This is a genomic window from Asticcacaulis sp. (genome assembly GCA_024707255.1).
Lineage (GTDB): Bacteria > Pseudomonadota > Alphaproteobacteria > Caulobacterales > Caulobacteraceae > Asticcacaulis.
Window position 1 is genome coordinate 702009 of record JANQAC010000001.1, and the last position, 20350, is coordinate 722358.

The window sequence follows — 20350 nt, forward strand, 5'->3', positions numbered from 1 at the left end:
TGCAAAATGGCGGTAAAACACTGGATCAAGGCGCTGGTGGCCCTATGCCTGACACTGACGGTGTCGGGCTGTACGACCCTGCAATCGGCCCTTGATGCCCTTCACAAGACACCGGCGCCGCTTTTCCATACCGAAGGCAGCGAAATCCTCAGGCCCGATGGCACGCCCTTTATCGCCCGCGGCATAAACCTCCAATATGGCGACAATCCGAAAGCCGCCCTGCCGGCGATCAGGGCCATCTCCTCGACCGGCGCCAACATCATCCGCCTGCAACTGCGCCGCAACACCTCGGCAAAGGATCTCCGCAAGGCGCTCGATGCCGCCATCAGGCGAAAGCTGCCGGTCATGGTCTTCTACTGGGAAAGCGACATCACCTGCGGCACCGACAGCGCCCGCCTGCGCCGCGATACCCGCGACCTGTGGCTGACACGCTGGGCCGATGTGCTCAATGAACGCAAATACCAGCCGTACCTGATGCTCAATATCGCCAATGAATGGGGCACCTCAAAGGACAATTATGCCGGCTATATGGCGACCTATACCGATCTGGTCCGTGCCATGCGCGCCCGCGGCTATCGCGCACCGATTGTGATCGACGCCGCCGATTGCGGCCAGGCAACCGGCAGTTTCCTCGAAGGGCGCGGCAAGACCCTGCAGGCGCTTGATCCCCTGCACAACCTGATCGTTTCGGTTCATGCCTACAATAAGCCGTGGAATTCTCCGGAAAAGATCGACCGGAACATCGCTGATCTACGCCATGAAGGCGTGCCCTTCCTGCTGGGCGAATTCGGCGACCGCGAACTGGTCGAGGACGGCAATGCCGTCGATCACCTGCACCTGATGCAAGCAGCGCAGGACACCGGCACCGGCTGGATCACCTGGAGCTGGAAGGGCAATGGCGGGGTCACGAAGGTGCTCGACATGTCCGAAAGCTACGGCAAGGTGCGTCTGACCCGTCGCGGCCACGAGATTGTCGATGGCCCCTACGGACTGCGCGCCACCGCCCGGTAGTTACCCCGCCTCCACCAGTTCAGCGATCGGCGTTTTCAGGCAGGCGACGAAGTCATCGCGCCAGCGCGAGACATCATTGGTGCGTACATTCGCCATCAGCGATTCCCAGCGGCGCTTGCGTTCCTTCAGCGGCATGGACAGGCCGCGATGAACGGCTTCCGATACGTCTTCGCGACTGAGCGGATTGACGATCAGCGCCTCCTTCATCTGCTCGGCGGCGCCGGCGAACTGCGACAATACCAGCACACCGGGATTTTCTGGGTCCTGCGCCGCCACATATTCCTTGGCCACCAGATTCATGCCGTCGCGCAGGGGCGTCACCAGGCCGATATCCGCGGCGCGGTAGATGCCCGCCAGTTCATCACGGCGATAGGCACGGTTGACATAGCGCAGCGGCACCCAGTCGACCGTGGCATAGGCGCCGTTGATCTTACCCGACAGGTTATCCAGCCGGCCGCGCAAGTCCTGATAGGCGTCGACCTCGTCCCGCGACCGCGTGGCGATCTGCAACAGGAAGAGGTGCCCGTGCATTCCCGGATTATTGGCCAGCAGGGTCTCGTAGGCGGTGAAGCGTTCTTCCAGCCCCTTGGAATAGTCGAGCCGGTCGACCCCCAGCAGCATCTTGCGACCTGCCTGGCTGTTCAGCATGGTCTTGTAGAACAGTTCGGCGCGTTCGCTTTTCAGCGTGGCTTCAAAATCGGTGGCATCGATGCCGATCGGGAAGGCGCGGGCGCGGATGCGTCGGCCATAGGCGCTGATCACGCCGTCCTTTTCCAGGGCCGCGCCGACATCATGAACGGCATAGTCGGTAAAGGCTTCGACATCGTCCTCGGTCTGGAAACCGACCAGATCATAGCTGAACATCGATTCCACCAGTTCGGCATGGCGCGGCAGGGTGGAGAGGATGCGCCGGGCCGGCCAGGGAATATGCAGGAAGAAGCCGATGCGGTTTTTCACCCCGCGTTTGCGCAGTTCGCGGCCCAGCGGGATCAGGTGATAATCCTGCACCCAGATGATGTCGTCCGGACCGATCAGCGGCAGCAGAGTCTCGGCGAAGCGCGTATTGACGCGTTCATAGCCTTCATCGAAGCTGCGCTCATAATTCACCAGGTCGGGCCGGTAATGGAACAGTGGCCACAGGGTGCGGTTGGCGTAGCCGTTGTAATATTCCTGCTCGTCCTGGGCATCAAGATCGAGCAGGGCCACGGTAACGCCGCCAACCACCTGCATCGACATCTGGCCGGTATAGGGCTCGACCGTGTGGCCGCTCCAGCCGAACCACAGGCCCTTGTCCTCGCGCAGGGCGGCAGACAACGCCATGGCCAGGCCGCCGGCGGTGCCCACGCCGGGATCGGCCGGCGGATTGACGCGGTTAGATACGACGATAAGACGGCTCAATGGCGGTCTCCAGTTCAAGACATTGGGTTTGCAGCCCGCGTGCGAGCCAGTGATGGACAGCCTCCACATTGCCGAGGCGATAATCGGCGAAGGTTTCGCGCAGGCCTCCGACCAGCACGCCGGCACCACCGAATGACCGCACCACGCGGAATCCGTCCTCGTCAGTCAGGTCGTCGCCGACGAACAGCGGCACCGTTCCGGCAAAGGGCGGCTCGACCATGAAGGCGCGCACCGCCCGGCCCTTGTCCATGCCGGGGGTCAGGAATTCGATCACCATGACGCCGCGTTGCAGCTTGAGGCCGGTGCGCCGCGCCAGATCCTCGGCGAAGACCTCGACCACCGGTTCCAGGGTCGGTTCCGAGCGGTAGTGAAGCGCCACGCTCAGCGGCTTTTCCTCGACGTGCAGTTCAGGATATTTGCGCACGAAGGCGGCGATTTCCTGCCGGGCCTGCGCCACGCCGGAATGGATCGGCGCCACGATCATGTCCAGGCGCGCATCGCGGCGCTGCAGGCCATGACTGCCGGCCACCGCCGGCACCACGCCTTCCAGGATGCGGTCGATATCGGCGATCGGCCGGCCGCTGACCACGGCCAGGCGTCCGCCCAGGCGCAGGGCCAGGTTACGGATCAGGGCATTGCGCGCGATATCCGGCCCCACCCCTTCCGGCAGGTCGGTAAAGGGCGCCAACGTGCCGTCAAGATCAAGAAACAGGGATATATCGTCCAGCCGATAACGGACAAGGGTGTCAACCATCATGCGCCCGGCACCCCGCGACTGCCGCCAGTTACCATAGATTTCATCTGCCCGTTCCACTTCATTCACACCGATAGATACGGCAAAACACATCTGCCGAACATCGTTTTTAAAGTACAGCCCAGCCTCAATTGTGACAAAATCAGAATATTTATTGAGATTATTGAGATGAATATGGAAAATAAAATATCCATAAAGACAATATTTTCGTCTTGAGGCCGTATAGCCATACGTCTATCAACCTAGCACCCATGGGAAACTCTTTTCAACCGACCTCGCGTTTCTGTGATCGATTGTGAGGGGTTTTGTGATCACTGCGAATGCCTATTCGCGTATCAAGATATATTACCCGGAGCCATTCAGAGCGTTTTTCGATCTGAATGCGTCAGATCGGAAAGCGCTCTGAATTCTTTACTTTACCGCACTTTTAATCCGAAAAGTGCGTCACACTTTTCGGAAAGTGCTCTCGTGCCTGAACAGACTAATCTCGACCTCTCCCCCATCGGCAACTGCGCCGCCACCGCCCTGATCGACCGCCGCGGCCGCTTTGCCTGGGCTTGCTACCCACGCATCGACGGCGAACCGGTCTTTTCCGCCCTGCTGGAACCGAACTGCGGCGGCTCTGAAGAGGCGGGCCAAAAAGACGCGACCCAAGAAGACGCGGGATGCTGGTCGGTGGAAATGGCCGATGTCACCGAGACCACCCAAGCCTATATCCGCAATACCGCCGTGCTGCGCACCGAAATGCGCGACAGCCACGGCGCCGTGGTGGAGATCATCGACTTCGCCCCGCGCCTGCACCACCTTAACCGCACCTACAAGCCCTGGGCCTTTTACCGCCTGATCCGGCCGGTTTCCGGCACGCCGCGCGTCCGCGTCCGCATGATCCCGACCGGCAACTGGGGCCGCGACCTCGGCGCCGCCACCTACGGCTCCAGCCATATCCGCTATGAATGCGGCCCGGCCGTGATGCGTCTGACCACCAATGCCCCCCTCACCTACCTGCGCGAAGACCAGACCTTCCGGCTGGAAGGTCCGCTCGGCTTCCACCTGGGGCCGGACGAGCCCTACCCCAATGACGTGCTGACCGATGCCGAGCACATGCTGCGCGCCACTGTCGCCTACTGGCAGGCGTGGGTGCGCACCCTGACCATCCCGCTGGAATGGCAGGAAGCGGTGATCCGGGCCGCCATCACGCTCAAGCTCTGTTCATACGATGACACCGGCGCCATCGTGGCGGCCATAACCACCTCCATCCCCGAAGCCGCCAATACCGGCCGTAACTGGGATTACCGTTACTGCTGGATCAGGGACGCCTATTATGTCGTGCGGGCGCTCAACCGGCTGGGCGCCGCCGATATGCTGGAAAGCTATCTGGTCTACCTGCGCAACCTGACGGATCAATCCGCCGGCGGCCATGTCCAGCCGCTTTACAGCGTCTCACTGCAAGGCGACCTGACCGAGCGCATCGCGCCCGACCTGAAAGGCTATCGCGGCATGGGGCCGGTGCGCGTCGGCAATCAGGCCTATGAGCACCACCAGCACGATGTCTACGGCCAGATGATCCTGCCGCTGACCCAGTCCTTCTTCGACGCCCGCTTCCTGCGCGTCGGCACGGTGGCCGACTTCCACGCCCTGGAAAAGGTTGGCGACCGCGCCTTCGCCGTCTATGACACACCCGACGCCGGCCTGTGGGAATTCCGCACCATCGCCCGCGTCCATACCTATTCGGCGCTCTTGTGCTGGGCGGCCTGCGACCGGCTGGCCAATGTGGCGTTGTCCCCGGGCCTCAAGGACCGCAGCGCCTTCTGGAGCAAACGCGCCGGCATTATCCGCAAGACGATCGAGGAAAAGGCATGGAACGAGAAACTCGGCATTTTCACCGGCTCCTTCGGCGGCAATGAGGTCGATGCCAGCCTGCTGCAACTGTTCGAACTGGGCTTCCTGCCGGCCGACGATCCGCGCTGCGTCGCCACCTTCAACGAATGCGAGCGGCAACTACGCAAGGGCGACAACTTCTACCGCTATGTCGAACCCGATGATTTCGGCGAGCCGGAAACCGCGTTCAACTTCTGCACCTTCTGGTACATCGAGGCCCTGCACCTGATGGGCCGCACGGAGGAGGCGCGAGAGCTGTTCGAGGCCATGCTGGCGCGCCGCACCCATTCCGGTCTGCTGTCGGAAGATGTAAAGGTCGATACCGGCGAACTGTGGGGCAATTTCCCGCAGACCTATTCGCTGGTCGGGCTGATCACCTGTGCTGTCCTGCTCAGCCGCCCGTGGACCACGGTGCGGTAACACCAGGAAAGAGGATCACGGACAGGCACGGAAGAAGACGGAAACACACGGAAATATGAGTCCGCGTCAGCCTCTGTGCCCAAGTGCAATAGCGTACTTGTTTGAGCGTAACGATATTAGACGCTTCGCGCAGACGCCGTCACGCAAAGAATTCCGTGTCTTTCCGTCTTCTTCCGTGCCTGTCCGTGATCCTATTAAAACTGCATGAGCAAAGCGGTTCACTCACCGCATTTCGGCACTTAATACTTTTCCCTTGCACGTCCTTAATTCAGGGGCTATATACTGAACCAAATGGTTCAGCATACAGCCCTTCTCGATGCTTCGTTCGCCGCCCTGTCCGATCCTACCCGGCGTGGGGTTCTGGAACAGCTTGGCCGGTCTGACGCCTCGATCACTGATCTGGCCCAGCGCTTTCACATGACCCTCACCGGCATGAAAAAGCATGTCAGCGTTCTGGAGGCGGCCGGGCTTGTTGTGACGAAAAAAGTCGGGCGTGTGCGCACTTGCAAACTGGGCCGGCGGCAGATGGCGGAAGAAGCCGCCTGGATCGAACGGTATCAGCAGCTTTGGGCCGCCCGGTTCGAAGCGCTGGATGAGATTGTCGAAGAATTGAAACAACAGGAGAAAACCGATGAGCGAGACGCAAAATAACCCCACAACGGCGGAACGCGTTTCCGACCGCGAGTTCGTCATCACGCGGACCGTCAATGGCCCGGCGCATATCGTCTTCAAGGCGTGGAGCGAACCCGACCTGTTCCGGCGCTGGTGGACGCCGAAGTCGTTCGGCATGACCATCCTATCCTGCGAGATGGATGTACGGACCGGCGGCGGCTATCGCCTGGTGATCAGCCATCCAGCCATGGAACAGCCAATGGCCTTCTTCGGCAAGTATATCGACGTGGTGCCAAACGCGCGCATCGTCTGGACCAATGAGGAAGGCGACGAAGAAGGCGCCGTGACGACCGTCACCTTCGAGGAACTTAACGGCCAGACCCTGGTCGTCTGGCACGATCTCTATCCGTCGAAGGCAGCCCTCGACGAGGCCATGATCTCCGGCGCCACAAGCGGCTTCGGCGAGCAGTTCGAGCAACTGGAAGACATTATCGCCACTCTTGCCGCCTAACTTCCCGTCAGGCGCGCCTCGGCCAGGTCGGCTTCGCGGATCAGCCGGCGGGATATCTCATCGGACAGTTCCCGTGACCGGCTCAGTTCGTAATAGACGTCACGCTCGGCGCGGATGCCGGCCAGGCGCAGTTGCCGCTCGATCTCCTCCAGCTTGCGCAGGTGCGACACCGCCTCGCCCTGGAGCCCCTGCTTTTCGATGCGGCGGCGATAGACCTCCATCACCCGCGCCGCAGCCTCGCCATACAGTTCGGTTTCATTGCGGCCCACCTTCTTCGCTTTCTGAAGCTGTTCGATTGCCTCAATGGCCGCTTCGGCTGCGGCGGCTCGGGCATTGTCTTCTTCCGCCAGCGCCTTCGGTTCCGGCGGCAGTTTCAGGTTCTTCAGCAGGAAAGGCAGGCCGATACTGGCCAGCAGCAGGGAGACGACGATCACCGAGGCCGCCAGGAAGATGATTAGGTTGCGCGACGGAAAGGCCGATCCATCAGCGACGAAAAACGGAATGGTGAGGACACCGGCCAGGGTAATGGCACCGCGCACCCCGGCCAGCGACGTGGCGGCGATCAGGCGCAGGCTCGGCCGCTGCACCGGCAGCCCCTTGCGCACCGCCCGGAACAGGGTGAAACGCAAGGCCACCCACACCCACAGGAAACGCAGGACAATCAGAGCCGGGCTGATGGCCGCCACATAGACGATCAGCCACAACGGATCGGTGTGGCCGGTGGACTGGACAACATGGGCGGCCCGCGAGGCAATGCTCGGCAACTGTTCGCCGAGCAGCACGAAGATGATGCCATTGGCGGTGAACTGGATCATGTCCCAGACGGCATTGCGGCGGACACGGGTATCGGCCAGGGCCTGACCGCTTTGCTCGGCATAGCTCATTGTGATACCGGCGGCGACCGCAGCCAGAATGCCGGAGCAGTGCAGACGTTCGGCCAGCAGATAGGCGCCGAAGGGAATGAGCAGGCTGATCAGCACCTGCGAACCCGCCTCCTCGCCGATCCGGCGCGAAATCAGCCCCTTTACGCGCGTCACCACCCAGGTGACGCCGATCCCGATGGCCAGGCCGCCGATCGCCAGCCACAGGAAGGCGCCGAAGGCATCGACCAGCGAGAAGCTGCCAGTGACGACGGCCGCGACGGCAAAGCGCATACAGACCAGACCCGATGCGTCGTTCAGCAGGGACTCGCCTTCGAGAATGTGCATCAGCCGCTTGGGGATCGGCACCTTGGTCGATATGGCGGATACGGCGATGGGATCGGTGGGCGAGAGAATCGCCGCCAGGGCAAAGGCGGCGCCCAAGGGCATCAGCGGGATCATCCAGTGAATGAACAGGCCGAGCCCCAGCACCGTGAAAACCACCAGCCCCAGGGCAAGCTGCAAAATGGTGCCCTTGTCGCGGAACAGGCCCTCTTTCGGAATTTTCCAGCCGTCATAGAACAGCAGCGGTGGCAGGAAGAGCAGAAAGAAGACGTCCGGCTCCAGATCGACCGCGGCGCCGGTGGAAAGCGCGATTACCGCGCCAAGCGCAATCTGCACCACCGGCGTCGGTATGGACAGGGGCGACAGGCGCGACAGCCAGCCGCTGACTACGACAGCCAGCAACAGAAACAGGGATATGGCGACGCTTTCCATGTTCACCTTAGACCCTATTCAAGTCTAAGAGGTCAATGCCGTGTTACACGCCTTCTTACAAAAGGCGCGGAATCGTGATGTCTTTTTAGTCATTAACAATTGACCTTTCGGCCCTTGCCCCCTATGTGTCCGGCCGTTTGCGCGCCGGGTGGCGCTGCGTTTATTTTTCAAAGGAGATGATACGCCATGACAACTGAACTGCTGGAAGGTTGCACGGGCGTATTGGTCCTTTCGGATGGCACGGTCTATCAGGGCCTGGGCTGCGGCGCCACGGGCGAAGCGCTGGGAGAAGTCTGCTTCAACACGGCCATGACCGGCTACCAGGAGATCCTCACCGATCCCTCCTATATGGAACAGATCGTCGCCTTCACCTTCCCGCACGTCGGCAATGTCGGCGTCAATGCCGACGATGTCGAGCAACTGGGGCCAGAAAACTTGAGTGCCCCGAAACGCGCCGCCAAGGGCGCCATCTTCCGCGACGCGCCTACCCCGCCGGCTAACTGGCGCTCGACCCTGTCCTTCAATGACTGGCTGGTCCAGCGCGGCGTCGTTGGCCTGTCCGGCATCGATACGCGTTCGCTGACGAAGAAAATCCGTGAACATGGGATGCCGCATGGCGTCATCGCCCATTCGCCTTCCGGCGTCTTCGATCTTGAAGCCCTGAAGGCCGGGGCGCGCGAATGGAAGGGCCTCGGCGGCCTCGATCTCGCCATCGACGCCACGGTGACGCAACAGGCCGCCTACACCACCGACCTGTGGCAATGGCCGCAAGGCTTCAGCGATGGCACGAAAAAGGAATTCAAGGTCGTGGTCATCGATTATGGCGTCAAGCAGAACATTCTGCGCGCGCTGGTCGATATCGGCGCCGAGGTGCAGATCGTGCCCGCCAAGACCTCGGCCGAGGATATCCTGGCCCGCAAGCCGGACGGCGTCCTGCTGTCGAACGGTCCAGGCGACCCCGCCGCCACCGGTGAATATGCCGTGCCGGTCATCCAGACGCTGGTTAAGTCGGGCGTTCCGGTGTTCGGCATCTGCCTCGGCCACCAGATGCTCGGCATCGCTTTGGGCGCCAAGACCATCAAGATGAGCCAGGGTCACCACGGCGCCAACCACCCGGTCAAGGACGAGACCACCGGCAAGGTCGAGATCGTCTCGATGAACCATGGTTTCGCCATTGACCGCGACTCACTGCCGGAAGGCGTGGTCGAGACACATGTTTCGCTGTTTGACGGCTCCAATTGCGGCATCGCCATGACCGGCAAGCCGGTGTTCTCAGTGCAGCATCACCCGGAAGCCTCGCCCGGCCCGGTGGACAGCCTCTACCTGTTTGAGCGCTTTGCCCAGAACATGCGCGACGCGAAGGTTTCGGCCTGATCCCATCTGCCGGCGATAGCGGTAGAATGATGATGCAGCTTGAATCGTCCTTCTCCCTTAATCCTCCCCTCTTGGAGGGGAGGTGGCGAGCAAGCGCAGCCATCAGGCGAAGCGCGTCGAGACGGAGGGGTAAGGCCACGCCCCCCTCCAAGAGGGGAGGATCGAGAATGATCGAATCCAATGTTATCTGGCGCTAGCGCAGGGCCAGCGGCTGCACAAAGCGATATTCCGCCGGCAGGTCCAGCGTCTTGATGGTGCGGCTGATCACCGGCCGGCCGGCCACCCTGACCAGCAGGGCCAGGGCGCAGGTGCCGGCTCCGACCGCTTCCAGTTTACTGTCACGGATCGTCAGGGCGATGCCGTCAAACGTCCCGGCCAGCCCCAGTCCCACATCCAGGTCAAAGCTCTTCTCAAAGCCGATGCTCACCTTGATGGCCGGATGGATATCGCGCTCTATGCTGTGCGATGACAGTTTCAGCACAATCGGCGCCTCCGTCTTTGCGCTTTCACGGCAGGCGGCGCGGATATCCTTTGCCGTACACCAGCCATCGGCCAGCAGGGCCAGCGGGTCGAAATGCAGGGCCGTCCTGACGGCCCGCAGGATGGCGCTGCGCAGGATGGGCGTCGTCAGGATGAGGTCGCGCAGAACGCGATCCCGGTTCGCGGCTTCGATGACCTCAATTTCAATCTCGGCGCGGGTGTCCGCATCGATCAGGTCATCGAACCAGATCACATCGCCCGCAGGCGTTTCAGTCGTCAGCGTCATGTGGGCACTCCGCTTTCCATGACCAGCGGCCCGCTGGCGCTGAGGCGGCTGGGTCCGAAGACGAGCCGCGCACTGACCTGCGGCACGCGGTCATAGGTGATATCCGAGCGCGGCCGGCGCCCGCGCCAGGCAAAAAACAGCAGGACGCCGACCAGGGCCGTGCCGAGCCACGCCCAGGCCAGTCCGGGCCTCAGCAGGTAGGCGGGGAAGGTCAGTTTGGGCAGGGTGATTTCAGGCAAGCGGAATTTGGGCACATCCAATTTGGGCAGTGACAGTTTCGGCCAGACGAATTTCGGCGGGGTGTTATGGGGCGCCTCCGTTGCCGATTTAGACACAGCCATCGGGGCCTCGGCAGAAGCCGCCGGAACGGCATCCTCGACCGGCGCTTTTTGAACAGGTGGCGGCAGGTCGGCCTGAGCTTCCGCCACAGGTGTTTCAATTACAGGTGTTTCAGTCATTGGCGCCTCCGTTGAAGGCGTATCCGTTGAAGGGGGCACGACCGGCGTTTCGGCGGTCTGCGGGGAACGCGCCGGCCCGACCGAGACCTGCAGGGCCAGTTGTCCGCCGGCTGTCAGCGGCTCACCAGCCGCTGGCGTCTGCTGAAGTATGGTGCTGGAAGCGTCATCGCCGGGCGTTTTGGTCAGGGAGGGGTAAATAGCAAAATACTGGGCCAGGGGCACGGCCACGTCATCATAACGGCAGCCAACCAGGCGCGGCGCGACCTGTTTCGCCGCCGCGGCCCGGATTGCGCCGGCGCCACAACTCCGCGTCCCTTGCGCCGCAAGAGCCGGAACAGACATGATCAGGAAAGCACACGCACTCAGTACAGGTACAGCGGCCGGTTTCATGCAGCCCCCTTAGGTTTACGCGCAGGTTGCAAGAGTCTTAACACCAATCCTCTGGCTCTGCCAGTCCGCGTTAACCATTACGGGGCGGGTGTTGAATTGCCGCACCAGCGTCCGCGCCGATGTTTCCCGTTATTACATATCTTCACATCGTGATGATCGACCGGAGATTCTCGATTCAAGGGTTGCAACACGGGAACATAGGCTCTAAAGCACCCGCTTAGCCATAAAACATGCAGCGCCCGAAGCGGCGCGATTTTTTTAACCGGACTGTGGACTCACAGCCCGCTCTAATTTTGCGCAACTGACAAGGTTGCGCCTTGTGTTACGAAAGACCGAGATGCCCAAACGCACAGATATCAAGTCCATTCTCATTATCGGCGCAGGCCCTATTGTGATCGGTCAGGCCTGTGAGTTCGATTATTCCGGCGTGCAGGCGTGCAAGGCCCTGCGCGAGGAAGGCTACCGCATCATCCTGGTCAATTCCAACCCGGCGACGATCATGACCGATCCGAACATCGCCGACGCGACCTATATCGAGCCGATTACCCCTGAATTCGTCGAGAAGATCATTGCGAAAGAGCGCCCGGACGCGCTGCTCCCCACCATGGGCGGCCAGACCGCGCTCAACACGGCGCTTTCGCTCGACGCCGCCGGCGTGCTGGCCAAGTACAAGGTCGAGATGATCGGCGCCAAGGCCGAGGTCATCGACAAGGCCGAAGACCGCCAGAAGTTCCGCGACGCCATGGACAAGCTGGGTCTGGAATCGGCCAAGTCGGCCGTGGCCCACACGGGATGAGGCCGTGGCCGGTCTGGAAGCCATCGGCGGCCTGCCGGCGGTCATCCGCCCGTCGTTCACCCTCGCCGGCACCGGCGGCGGCATTGCCTATAACCAGGAAGAGTTCAAGGAAATCGTCGAGCGCGGTCTCGACCTCTCCCCCACCAGCGAAGTGCTGATCGAGGAATCGATCGTCGGCTGGAAGGAATACGAGATGGAGGTGGTGCGCGACACCGCCGACAACTGCATCATCGTCTGTTCGATCGAAAACGTCGATCCGATGGGCGTCCATACCGGTGACTCGATCACCGTGGCCCCGGCCCTGACCCTGACCGACAAGGAATACCAGATCATGCGCTCGGCCTCACTGGCCGTGCTGCGCGAGATCGGCGTCGAGACCGGCGGGTCGAACGTGCAGTTCGCGCTTAATCCGCGCGACGGCCGCATGATCGTTATCGAGATGAACCCGCGCGTATCGCGCTCCTCCGCGCTCGCCTCGAAGGCCACCGGATTCCCGATCGCCAAGATCGCCGCCAAGCTGGCCGTCGGTTATACGCTCGATGAACTGCAAAACGACATCACCAAGACCACCCCGGCTTCGTTCGAGCCGTCGATCGATTACGTCGTCACCAAGATCCCGCGCTTCGCTTTCGAGAAGTATCCCGGTTCGGAGCCGCTGCTTGGCACCTCGATGAAGTCGGTCGGTGAAGTCATGGCCATCGGTCGCACCTTTGCCGAATCGATGCAGAAGGCCCTGCGCGGCCCGGAAACCGGCCTCAGCGGCTTTGATGAAGTCGAGATCGCCGGCGTCAAGACCGCCGAAAACCCTGATGCTATTCGTGATGCCGTCATCCGGGAACTGGGTCGGCCGACGCCGGACCGCGTCCGCGTGATCGCACAGGCCTTCCGCCACGGCCTGTCGGTCGAGGACATCCACGCCGCCTGCGAATACGAGCCGTGGTTCCTGCGCCAGATCGAGGCTATCGTGTCGGAAGAAGCCAAGATCGGCGCGCTCGGCCTGCCGACCTCGGCCAAGGCGTTCCGCAGCCTGAAAGCCATGGGCTTCTCGGATGTCCGCCTCGCCAAGCTGACAGGCAAGACGGAAAAAGAAGTCCGCAAAACCCGCCAGGAACTCAACGTCCGTCCGGTCTTCAAGCGCATCGATACCTGCGCCGCCGAATTCGCCTCTTCGACCGCCTACATGTATTCGACCTATGAATCGGGCGCGCTCGGCCAGGTGCCGGAAAACGAAGCCGAGCCTTCGGATCGCGCCAAGGCCATCATCCTCGGCGGCGGTCCGAACCGGATCGGCCAGGGCATCGAGTTCGACTATTGCTGCTGTCATGCCGCCTTCGCCTTCAAGGAGATGGGCATCGAGGCCATCATGGTCAACTGCAATCCGGAAACCGTCTCGACCGATTACGACACCTCCGACCGCCTCTATTTCGAGCCGCTGACGGCCGAGGATGTGCTGGAACTGATCCATGTCGAGCAATCCAAGGGCGACCTGCGCGGCGTCGTCGTGCAGTTCGGCGGCCAGACCCCGCTGAAACTGGCCCAGGCACTGGAAGACGAAGGCATCCCCATCCTCGGCACCTCGCCGGACGCCATCGACCTGGCCGAAGACCGCGAGCGCTTCCAGCACCTGCTGCGCGATATCGATCTGAAGCAGCCCATCAACGCCATTGCCCGCACGCCGGAAGAAGCCTTCAAGGGCGCCCATGAGGTCGGCTATCCGATCGTCATTCGTCCGTCCTACGTACTGGGCGGCCGCGCCATGGAAATCGTCCGCGATGACGAGCAACTGGCGCGCTATGTCCGCGAAGCCGTGCAGGTGTCGGGCGACTCGCCGGTGCTGATCGACCAGTATCTCTCGGCCGCCATCGAAGTCGATGCCGATGCTCTGGCTGACGGATCGGGCAATGTCTTCGTGGCCGGCATCATGGAGCATATCGAAGAAGCCGGCGTCCATTCGGGCGACTCCGCCTGTAGCTTGCCGCCCTTCTCCTTGAAGCCTGAAACGGTGAAGGAACTGGAGCGCCAGACGGTCGAACTGGCTCGTGCGCTCAAGGTTCGCGGCCTGATGAACGTCCAGTTCGCCATCCTGCACCCCTATTCGGATGCGCCGGAAATCTTCGTGCTCGAAGTCAATCCGCGCGCCTCGCGCACCGTGCCTTTCGTCGCCAAGACCCTGGGCCAGCCGCTGGCCGGTATCGCCGCCAAGATCATGGCGGGCGAAACCCTGGCCTCGTTCGATCTCAAGCCGCGCGACTACAGCCATGTCGCGGTCAAGGAAGTCGTCTTCCCGTTCGCCCGCTTTGCCAATGTCGATACGGTGCTTGGGCCTGAAATGCGTTCCACGGGCGAGGTCATGGGCCTCGACTGGGTGCGCGAGGGCGAAAGCATGATGGATGCCTTCTCTCGCGCCTTCGCCAAGTCGCAGCTCGGCGCCGGCGTGAAGCTACCGACCGCCGGCAAGGTGTTCGTCTCAGTCAAGGACATGGACAAGCCGGTGATCGTCGAGTCAATCCGCACGCTTCTGGACCTCGGCTTCAAGGTCGTCGCCACCGGCGGCACCGCCGATTACCTGAAGGCCCAGGGCCTCGATATCGAGCCGGTCAAGAAGGTGCTGGAAGGCCGTCCGAATATCCTCGACGCCATCAAGAACGGCGAGATCGACCTGGTCTTCAACACCACAGAGGGCAAACAGTCACTGGCGGATTCGTTCTCGCTGCGCCGCGCCACCCTGATGCAGAAGATCCCGTACTATACCACGGCTTCGGGCGCGGTGGCCGCGACTCGCGCCATCAAGTCCGGCGCCAATGAAGGGCTCGATGTCCGCCCGATCCAGGCCTATGCCTGACCGCATGAACTGATCAGGGCTGGATTTTCACCGTTACACGCTTATAGCGCGCCAGGGGCGGCGTACCCTTGTCCGTTACGCGGACAATAAATTCCGTCGTTTCCGGCCGGGTGACGGTCGCGCCCTCCACCCAGACGCCCTGAACGTCCTCGGCGGACATTTTCATCACTGTCTTGAGCGTGCCGGCTTCGGGATACTGGAACCAGAGATAGGTCAGACTGTCGCCGTCGGGATCGGTCGTTCCTTTGGCGCTGAGCGCGAAGCCCTGACCGGATTTCACCGTCAGGACTTCAGGCACATCCAGGCGCACGACGGGCGGATGGTTCGCTTCATTGAACGGTTTCGTTGTCCACGCCATCCGCGCGGCGAAATCGTTCTGGAAATCATCCCGCCAGCGCCACAGGCTGACCTTGTTACCTGAAAATGTCTTCGTGCCGAAATGTATGGCCCGGTTGTATTCCCCCATTTCCGGCGGCGCATAGTCGTCGCTCGCATTGGTCCAGATCGGCCGCATCTCCGGCACATAAGGCACGCCGCCCGGCATATTCCCCGCTGCATCGGCATAGGGCTGCGGCTTATAGAGTTCATAACGGCCGCCCCACCCCCTTTGTCGGGATGCTCAGGGTCATTCAGTCCGTTGGGGATCAGCGACAGGAAGGAAGGCGTGTCGCCTTCCATGCCATAGCCAACATCGGGATAGATGGCGCCCAGCGGGCCATGCCCCTGCTGGATATTATCCGCCAGCCATTTATTGCTGATGGTTGTGTTGTCTATGCCGGGAATGACCGAGTTAATCGCTATCCAGGTTGAGGCACCATAATCGCCGGGACTGACGATATAGAACAGATTGGGGAAATTCGTCCTGATCCATGTGCCCGAATCGTCCTGGTCGGAAATGGTATGAACCCTGAGCTTGGCGATAAGCCTGGCGGCTTCGGCTTCGCTCATCGTGTGCTTAATCTTGTAGAGCGCCTGGGCCAGTGTATTGGTGCCGCCCCAGGCGGTCACCCAGACCGGGCGATCGTCCCTTTCCTGCAACACCTGGATGATGCGGTCAGAACCGGGCGAATCCCTGCCTTCGCCGACACCGGCCATGCCGTAGACCGGCAGCCCCTGACGGACGAGCGAGAGCAGGTCGTTCGCTTGCGGATAGCCTTTGTCATGCAAAAGCAGATTGTCCCGGACCTGACCATAGGCGCCGATCACCTCACGAACAGACTGCGGATTGACTGTGCTTTTCATCCAGACGGAGGTGGTCGCTATCAGCCCCTCGATATCGATCTCGTTTGAATAGAGCATCAAGCGGACAAGCGATTCCGTGTCATCCGGATCGGCGCCGACATCAGTGAGCACAATGAGCCGCTGTTTGCCGGTTTGGGCCGGTGCATTCGTGGGCATTGCGGCGGCAAGCGCCGCCTGGGGCAAAGATGTGGACAGGCCGGCCAGACACAGGGACAGGGCAAAAGGAAAGAGGGTTGTTTTCTTTAGCATGTTATCGCTCCCATTTTTATGAACGCACGCTAACCTAAACCTGCGGTCGCGCAAGCCCCAATCGTTGACAGCCTTGCCGGTTGCTCCCGGTCAAAAAAATGCCGGTCTCTTAAAAAGCCCTTAAGGCTGGTATTCTAAAGTCGTGGGCGACTGCGCAGGTATCCATTATTTTTGAGGTCCGGTCCATGGAAGTCACGCCCGTCCCGTCCGTCAATGCCCCGCTGGCGCCGCTGCGTGTGCAGCCGGTCACCGCCGCGCCGGAACGCCTGCCCCCAGAACGCCTACAGAGTGACCGTTACGCCACCGCTTTTTCGCTCAATCAGGCGCAGTTCAATGCCTTGGCGGCTTTTCTTGGCAGCGCCGAGGTCGGCAGCCAACTGGATAAGCGCCTCAAAGCCATGCAGGCCCTGCGCGGCCTGGCGGCGCGCGGGCAACTGCGCGGCATCGACTCGAAAAACGCCCGCCTGTTTCATCAGTTGACGGATCAAAGCGATCTCGGCCAACGCGAAGCCGCCATCCAGCAGGATGAGGTCGCCGCCATCAATGCCGCCATCGCCCGTCAGACGGCCCCGGCCCAGGCGCAGAAAGCCTTTTTCGATCATCTGTCTCCGGACGATCAGGTCATCCACTTCGAACTGAACGTCAACGCCATCAATATGCACGGTTTTCAGCGCTATGCCTCGCTTGAAGACTACCGTCGCAAACTGGCCGAAGCCACGGCCAAAGCCTCTCAAGACGCCCTGCCGCCGGCAGCGCTCGTTTCCGGTGTCATCTGACCGGCTGTCGCCCGTAACAAAAAGTCAACCGTTCACATGCTTGTGAACTGCGGCAAATGCGCTATGATTGCGCTGCAAAAAATTGCGACCGCCGTGCTCTGTATTGCCGCAAAAAAGTCATGCGGTTTGGGCAAAGGCACGATTGTTGCACACCCGCGCCCTACCTTAATCTGAGTACAAGACACAATGACCTTGCCGAATTGGCTCCGTCCCGGCCAGCTATACGCGAAACTCATGCAAGCCCTCAGGCAGACCCCGCCTGCCGTCTGGACCGGCCTGCATCGCGGCCTGTGCGTGGTCGCGCCGCTTTTGCTGTTCGCGGCCTTTTTCGACGTCAATGTGGTCAACCCGACGCGCATCGGCTGGCTGATGGAGCATGACTGGGGCCAGCATGTGCTGGGCTGGAACGCCTGGCGCCGGATGCCCTGGTCGACCTTCAACCACGAGACGCTTCTGGGTGCGCCGGTCGGCAACACCATCTTCTCGACCGACTCAAACCCTTTGTTTGCCTTTATCTTCAAGCCTTTCCGCCAGTGGCTGCCGGATAATTTCCAATATATCGGCCCGTGGTTCCTGTTCTGCGTGGTGATGCACTTCACCTTCGCCTACAAGCTGATCCGCCCGCACGCGCCCGGCCGCTGGACCGCTCTGGGCGGCGCCATTGCTCTGTCCGCCCTGCCCATGCTCTATTACCGGATGCGCCACGATACCCTGGTGGCCCAGTGGCTGATCCTGTGGGGCCTGCATCTCTTCATCAATGTGAAGGACGACAGGCTGCCCGAAGGTTCCGGCTGGCGCTTTGTCGTGAGCTGGTTCCGCAATGGCGAAAAAATGCTGGGCTGGTCGGCCCTGCTGTTCGTCACCGGCATGGTCCACCCCTATCTGCTGTTCATGATCGCCGCCATTTTCGGCGGTGACTGCATCAAGCGCTTCTTCGGCGGCGTTCAGGCGGATTTTTCCGAGCGCAAACTCAAGCTGACCGCCGACTGGAAGACCCTGCTCGATGCCGTGATCCGTGCTGTCCCGCCGCTCGCCCTGGCCGTGCTGGCCCTCTATATCGGCGGCAGCTTCAACAAGGGCATGAGCCCCGGCGCCGGTGGTTATGGCTACTATTCCTTCCCGCTCGATGGCTGGTTCAATCCGGTCATGCCGGAATTCTCGACCATTCTCAAAGCGTGGCCGCTCGATGGCGGACAGTCTTTTGAGGGGTATCAGTATCTCGGCTTCGGCCTGATCGTGCTGGTGATCGCCGCCATCGTGCTCTACATCACCACCCCGGAAGCGAAAGCGGCGCGCGGCTTCATCGCCGCTTTGCGCCCCCTGACTATTCCCTTCCTGCTGCTGCTGCTGATCGCCACTTCCAATCACGCGCAGTTCTACGGTTACGACATCTGGAAGTTCAGACTGCCCGATGAGCTGCGCAATCCCGCCGCCATCCTGCGCGCCTCCGGCCGCCTGACCTGGCCGATCACCTATCTGCTGGTCGCCACTGCGCTTGTCGTCCTGTTCAAGAGCCGTCCGAAGACCATCGCCGTCCTGCTGCCGCTGGTTCTGGTCGTGCAGGCCTATGATATTTCCGGCATGTCGAAAGCGATGCGACAGGCCACGCAACTGGCCGCCTCCGACCAGATTTTCTACGAGACGCCGAGCCCGGAATGGGACCAACTCGTGAAGGACGCCAAGGGCATCGATTTCTACCCGGCCAATGTGCATATGAACGACAAATTGTTCTATGAACTGACCTGCGCGCGCCACCTCGCAGGCCAAGCCGGTCAATACCATGTATGCGGCCCGCGAAAACCTGATCCAGATCGCCAACCAGGAAGCCGGCATGGACGCCTTCAAGCGCGGCGAGGTCAAGTCCGACCACCTGTTCGTCTTCCTCAAGCAGTGCGACGCGCCCCAGGAACTGTGGCCGCGTCTGCGGATGCTCGACGGCGTGTGGATCATCCCGCCGAAGGACAGCCATATCGATCTGCCCAAGCCGGAATGGTCGCCCCTGCGTTCCGAAGTCCGCTTCGGCTGGCTGGATCAGGGCACCTGTCTGCTCGATGAAAACTGGTCTCGCCCGGAATATGACGGCGTGTGGAGCGAAGGCCCGGCGGCCAACCTGCGCATTCCGATCAAACACGTCCAGTTCGATACGCCCAAGCCCAAGGAACTGGACATGACGATGAAGGCCAAGAGCCGCCAGCCGGTCCTGGTCAGCGTCTTCGTCAATGGCGTCAAGGTCGGCGAGGTCAATCTCACCAACCGCACCACGCTCAACACCCTGCCCCTGCCGGCCTCGGCTCTGCGCAGCGAAAACCTCCGGATCCGCTTCCTGGTCGAGGAACCGGCGAAGGACGAGGACGAGATCATCGCCACCAAGGCGGCCGAAAAATACAGTGGCCGCGGCGCCGCCTTCAAGGCCGCCAAGGCGGCTGCGGCGATTCCGGTGGATGCCCGCGCCCTCGGCATCAAGCTGATCGACATCAAGCTGGTCGATCCGAATGCGCCGGTGCCCGCCGCGCCGCTGGCCGGCTGAATCCATTCGATAAACCGGCGGTCCGCAAAAGTTCTTTTAAATCACAGCAAATAGAACTATAAGGGCTGCCGGTTTCGTTTTGTGCACTGCCTCAGCAGGAAACGAACAAGCCCACCATCGAAACTATTCGTCCTGACCGGTTGTTGTCCCCCTCAACCGACGTCAGGATTTTTGTCATTCCTCAGGGCGGAAATAAAGTTTTAATCGCACATGGAAAAAGTGCCGATGACCGTCGCGGGCTACCAGGTTCTCGACGATGAACTGAAGCGTTTGAAGTCGGTCGAGCGCCCGAGCGTGATCGCCGCCATTTCGGAAGCGCGCGCCCATGGCGACCTGTCCGAAAACGCCGAATACCATGCCGCCAAGGAGCGCCGGGGCTGGATCGAGGGCCAGATCGCCGAGATCGAGGACAAGATCAGCCGCGCCCAGGTGATCGATGTATCGAAGCTCTCCGGCAATAAGATCAAGTTCGGCGCCACGGTCACCGTGATCGACGAAGACACTGAGGAAGAAGGCCGCTACCAGGTGGTCGGCGACCACGAGGCCGACGTGAAATCGGGCAAGATTTCGCTGTCGTCGCCGCTGTCGCGCGCCATGATCGGCAAGGAGGTCGGTGATGTCGTCGAGGTCCAGACCCCCGGCGGCGTCAAGGCGTATGAAATTCTCAAGGTTGAATGGCTCTGACGGAATTGCAGAGGCCAATAAGGTC

At 61.4% G+C, this 20350-nt stretch carries 16 protein-coding genes and 1 pseudogene; 10 read left to right on the plus strand and 7 right to left on the minus strand.

The genetic code is table 11. The features are described 5' to 3' along the window. The first annotated feature begins 6 nt into the window (after positions 1-6). Positions 7-1011, plus strand: coding sequence for a glycoside hydrolase family 5 protein (locus NVV72_03380; GenBank protein MCR6658415.1), 1005 nt, complete (start codon positions 7-9; stop codon positions 1009-1011). Here NVV72_03380 and otsA read toward each other — a convergent pair whose 3' ends face one another. Together otsA and otsB are read right to left on the minus strand one after the other, a co-directional pair. Further along, positions 1012-2409, minus strand: a complete 1398-nt coding sequence (gene otsA / locus NVV72_03385) for an alpha,alpha-trehalose-phosphate synthase (UDP-forming) (protein MCR6658416.1) — start codon at positions 2407-2409, stop codon at positions 1012-1014. It abuts the gene before it with no gap. Continuing rightward, entirely contained in the window at positions 2384-3223 is an 840-nt protein-coding gene (gene otsB / locus NVV72_03390) for a trehalose-phosphatase (GenBank protein MCR6658417.1), read from the minus strand. The genes otsA and otsB overlap by 26 nt, the downstream gene beginning before the upstream one ends. A 408-nt stretch (positions 3224-3631) precedes the next feature. Between otsB and NVV72_03395 the strand changes: the two genes are divergently transcribed. From NVV72_03395 to NVV72_03405, 3 genes are all read left to right on the plus strand, one after another. Beyond that, positions 3632-5461, plus strand: a complete 1830-nt coding sequence (locus tag NVV72_03395; protein ID MCR6658418.1) for a glycoside hydrolase family 15 protein — start codon at positions 3632-3634, stop codon at positions 5459-5461. Positions 5462-5752: 291 nt separating this feature from the next. Then, positions 5753-6112: a helix-turn-helix domain-containing protein gene (locus NVV72_03400; protein ID MCR6658419.1), complete on the plus strand. Its 360-nt coding sequence runs from the start codon at positions 5753-5755 to the stop codon at positions 6110-6112. Then, positions 6093-6584, plus strand: coding sequence for an SRPBCC family protein (locus NVV72_03405; protein MCR6658420.1), 492 nt, complete (start codon positions 6093-6095; stop codon positions 6582-6584). Before NVV72_03400 ends, NVV72_03405 begins: the two co-directional genes overlap by 20 nt. Here NVV72_03405 and NVV72_03410 read toward each other — a convergent pair. Beyond that, positions 6581-8221: a Na+/H+ antiporter gene (locus NVV72_03410; protein MCR6658421.1), complete on the minus strand. Its 1641-nt coding sequence runs from the start codon at positions 8219-8221 to the stop codon at positions 6581-6583. The two genes, NVV72_03405 and NVV72_03410, sit on opposite strands and share 4 nt — an antisense overlap. A gap of 186 nt (positions 8222-8407) precedes the next feature. Here NVV72_03410 and carA point away from each other — a divergent pair, with 186 nt between their 5' ends. After that, on the plus strand, positions 8408-9595 hold the full coding sequence (gene carA / locus NVV72_03415; GenBank protein MCR6658422.1) for a glutamine-hydrolyzing carbamoyl-phosphate synthase small subunit: 1188 nt from the start codon (positions 8408-8410) through the stop codon (positions 9593-9595). Positions 9596-9788: 193 nt separating this feature from the next. Here the strand turns inward: carA and NVV72_03420 are convergent, their stop codons facing one another. Then, complete coding sequence (locus NVV72_03420) at positions 9789-10361, minus strand: hypothetical protein (GenBank protein MCR6658423.1); 573 nt, start codon at positions 10359-10361, stop codon at positions 9789-9791. After that, positions 10358-11209 (minus strand): hypothetical protein, encoded by an 852-nt coding sequence (locus NVV72_03425; protein MCR6658424.1) that lies wholly within the window; start codon positions 11207-11209, stop codon positions 10358-10360. The genes NVV72_03420 and NVV72_03425 overlap by 4 nt, the downstream gene beginning before the upstream one ends. 337 nt (positions 11210-11546) lie before the next feature. Between NVV72_03425 and carB the strand changes: the two are divergent. After that, positions 11547-14847: pseudogene (gene carB / locus NVV72_03430) on the plus strand (carbamoyl-phosphate synthase large subunit). A 13-nt stretch (positions 14848-14860) separates the two neighbouring features. On the opposite strand, the gene NVV72_03435 reads toward carB, so the two are convergent. Together NVV72_03435 and NVV72_03440 are read right to left on the minus strand one after the other, a co-directional pair. Then, entirely contained in the window at positions 14861-15145 is a 285-nt protein-coding gene (locus NVV72_03435; GenBank protein MCR6658425.1) for a hypothetical protein, read from the minus strand. Continuing rightward, entirely contained in the window at positions 15130-16338 is a 1209-nt protein-coding gene (locus tag NVV72_03440; protein ID MCR6658426.1) for a DUF1593 domain-containing protein, read from the minus strand. The genes NVV72_03435 and NVV72_03440 overlap by 16 nt, the downstream gene beginning before the upstream one ends. 185 nt (positions 16339-16523) lie before the next feature. On the opposite strand from NVV72_03440, the gene NVV72_03445 reads away from it, so the two are divergent. The 4 genes from NVV72_03445 (at position 16524) to greA (ending at position 20325) form a co-directional block, all read left to right on the plus strand. After that, positions 16524-17114: a hypothetical protein gene (locus NVV72_03445; protein MCR6658427.1), complete on the plus strand. Its 591-nt coding sequence runs from the start codon at positions 16524-16526 to the stop codon at positions 17112-17114. A gap of 234 nt (positions 17115-17348) precedes the next feature. Further along, positions 17349-19169 (plus strand): DUF6311 domain-containing protein, encoded by a 1821-nt coding sequence (locus NVV72_03450; GenBank protein ID MCR6658428.1) that lies wholly within the window; start codon positions 17349-17351, stop codon positions 19167-19169. Continuing rightward, the gene (locus NVV72_03455; GenBank protein ID MCR6658429.1) at positions 19054-19641 is read left to right on the plus strand and encodes a hypothetical protein; all 588 of its coding nucleotides are present in this window, start codon (positions 19054-19056) and stop codon (positions 19639-19641) included. Before NVV72_03450 ends, NVV72_03455 begins: the two co-directional genes overlap by 116 nt. A gap of 210 nt (positions 19642-19851) precedes the next feature. Next, a complete protein-coding gene (gene greA, locus NVV72_03460; GenBank protein MCR6658430.1) occupies positions 19852-20325 on the plus strand; it encodes a transcription elongation factor GreA in 474 nt (157 codons plus the stop codon). Positions 20326-20350: the final 25 nt, after the last annotated feature.

Excerpts from the sequence above, each read along its gene's own strand:
- NVV72_03380 (MCR6658415.1), top strand. The coding sequence starts at position 7 with ATGGCGGTAAAACACTGGATCAAGGCGCTGGTGGCCCTATGCCTGACA.
- NVV72_03400 (MCR6658419.1), top strand. The coding sequence starts at position 5,753 with ATGGTTCAGCATACAGCCCTTCTCGATGCTTCGTTCGCCGCCCTGTCC.
- NVV72_03405 (MCR6658420.1), top strand. The coding sequence starts at position 6,093 with ATGAGCGAGACGCAAAATAACCCCACAACGGCGGAACGCGTTTCCGAC.
- NVV72_03410 (MCR6658421.1), bottom strand. The coding sequence starts at position 8,221 with ATGGAAAGCGTCGCCATATCCCTGTTTCTGTTGCTGGCTGTCGTAGTC.
- carA (MCR6658422.1), top strand. The coding sequence starts at position 8,408 with ATGACAACTGAACTGCTGGAAGGTTGCACGGGCGTATTGGTCCTTTCG.
- NVV72_03420 (MCR6658423.1), bottom strand. The coding sequence starts at position 10,361 with ATGACGCTGACGACTGAAACGCCTGCGGGCGATGTGATCTGGTTCGAT.
- NVV72_03425 (MCR6658424.1), bottom strand. The coding sequence starts at position 11,209 with ATGAAACCGGCCGCTGTACCTGTACTGAGTGCGTGTGCTTTCCTGATC.
- NVV72_03440 (MCR6658426.1), bottom strand. The coding sequence starts at position 16,338 with ATGCTAAAGAAAACAACCCTCTTTCCTTTTGCCCTGTCCCTGTGTCTG.
- NVV72_03445 (MCR6658427.1), top strand. The coding sequence starts at position 16,524 with ATGGAAGTCACGCCCGTCCCGTCCGTCAATGCCCCGCTGGCGCCGCTG.
- NVV72_03450 (MCR6658428.1), top strand. The coding sequence starts at position 17,349 with ATGCAAGCCCTCAGGCAGACCCCGCCTGCCGTCTGGACCGGCCTGCAT.
- greA (MCR6658430.1), top strand. The coding sequence starts at position 19,852 with ATGGAAAAAGTGCCGATGACCGTCGCGGGCTACCAGGTTCTCGACGAT.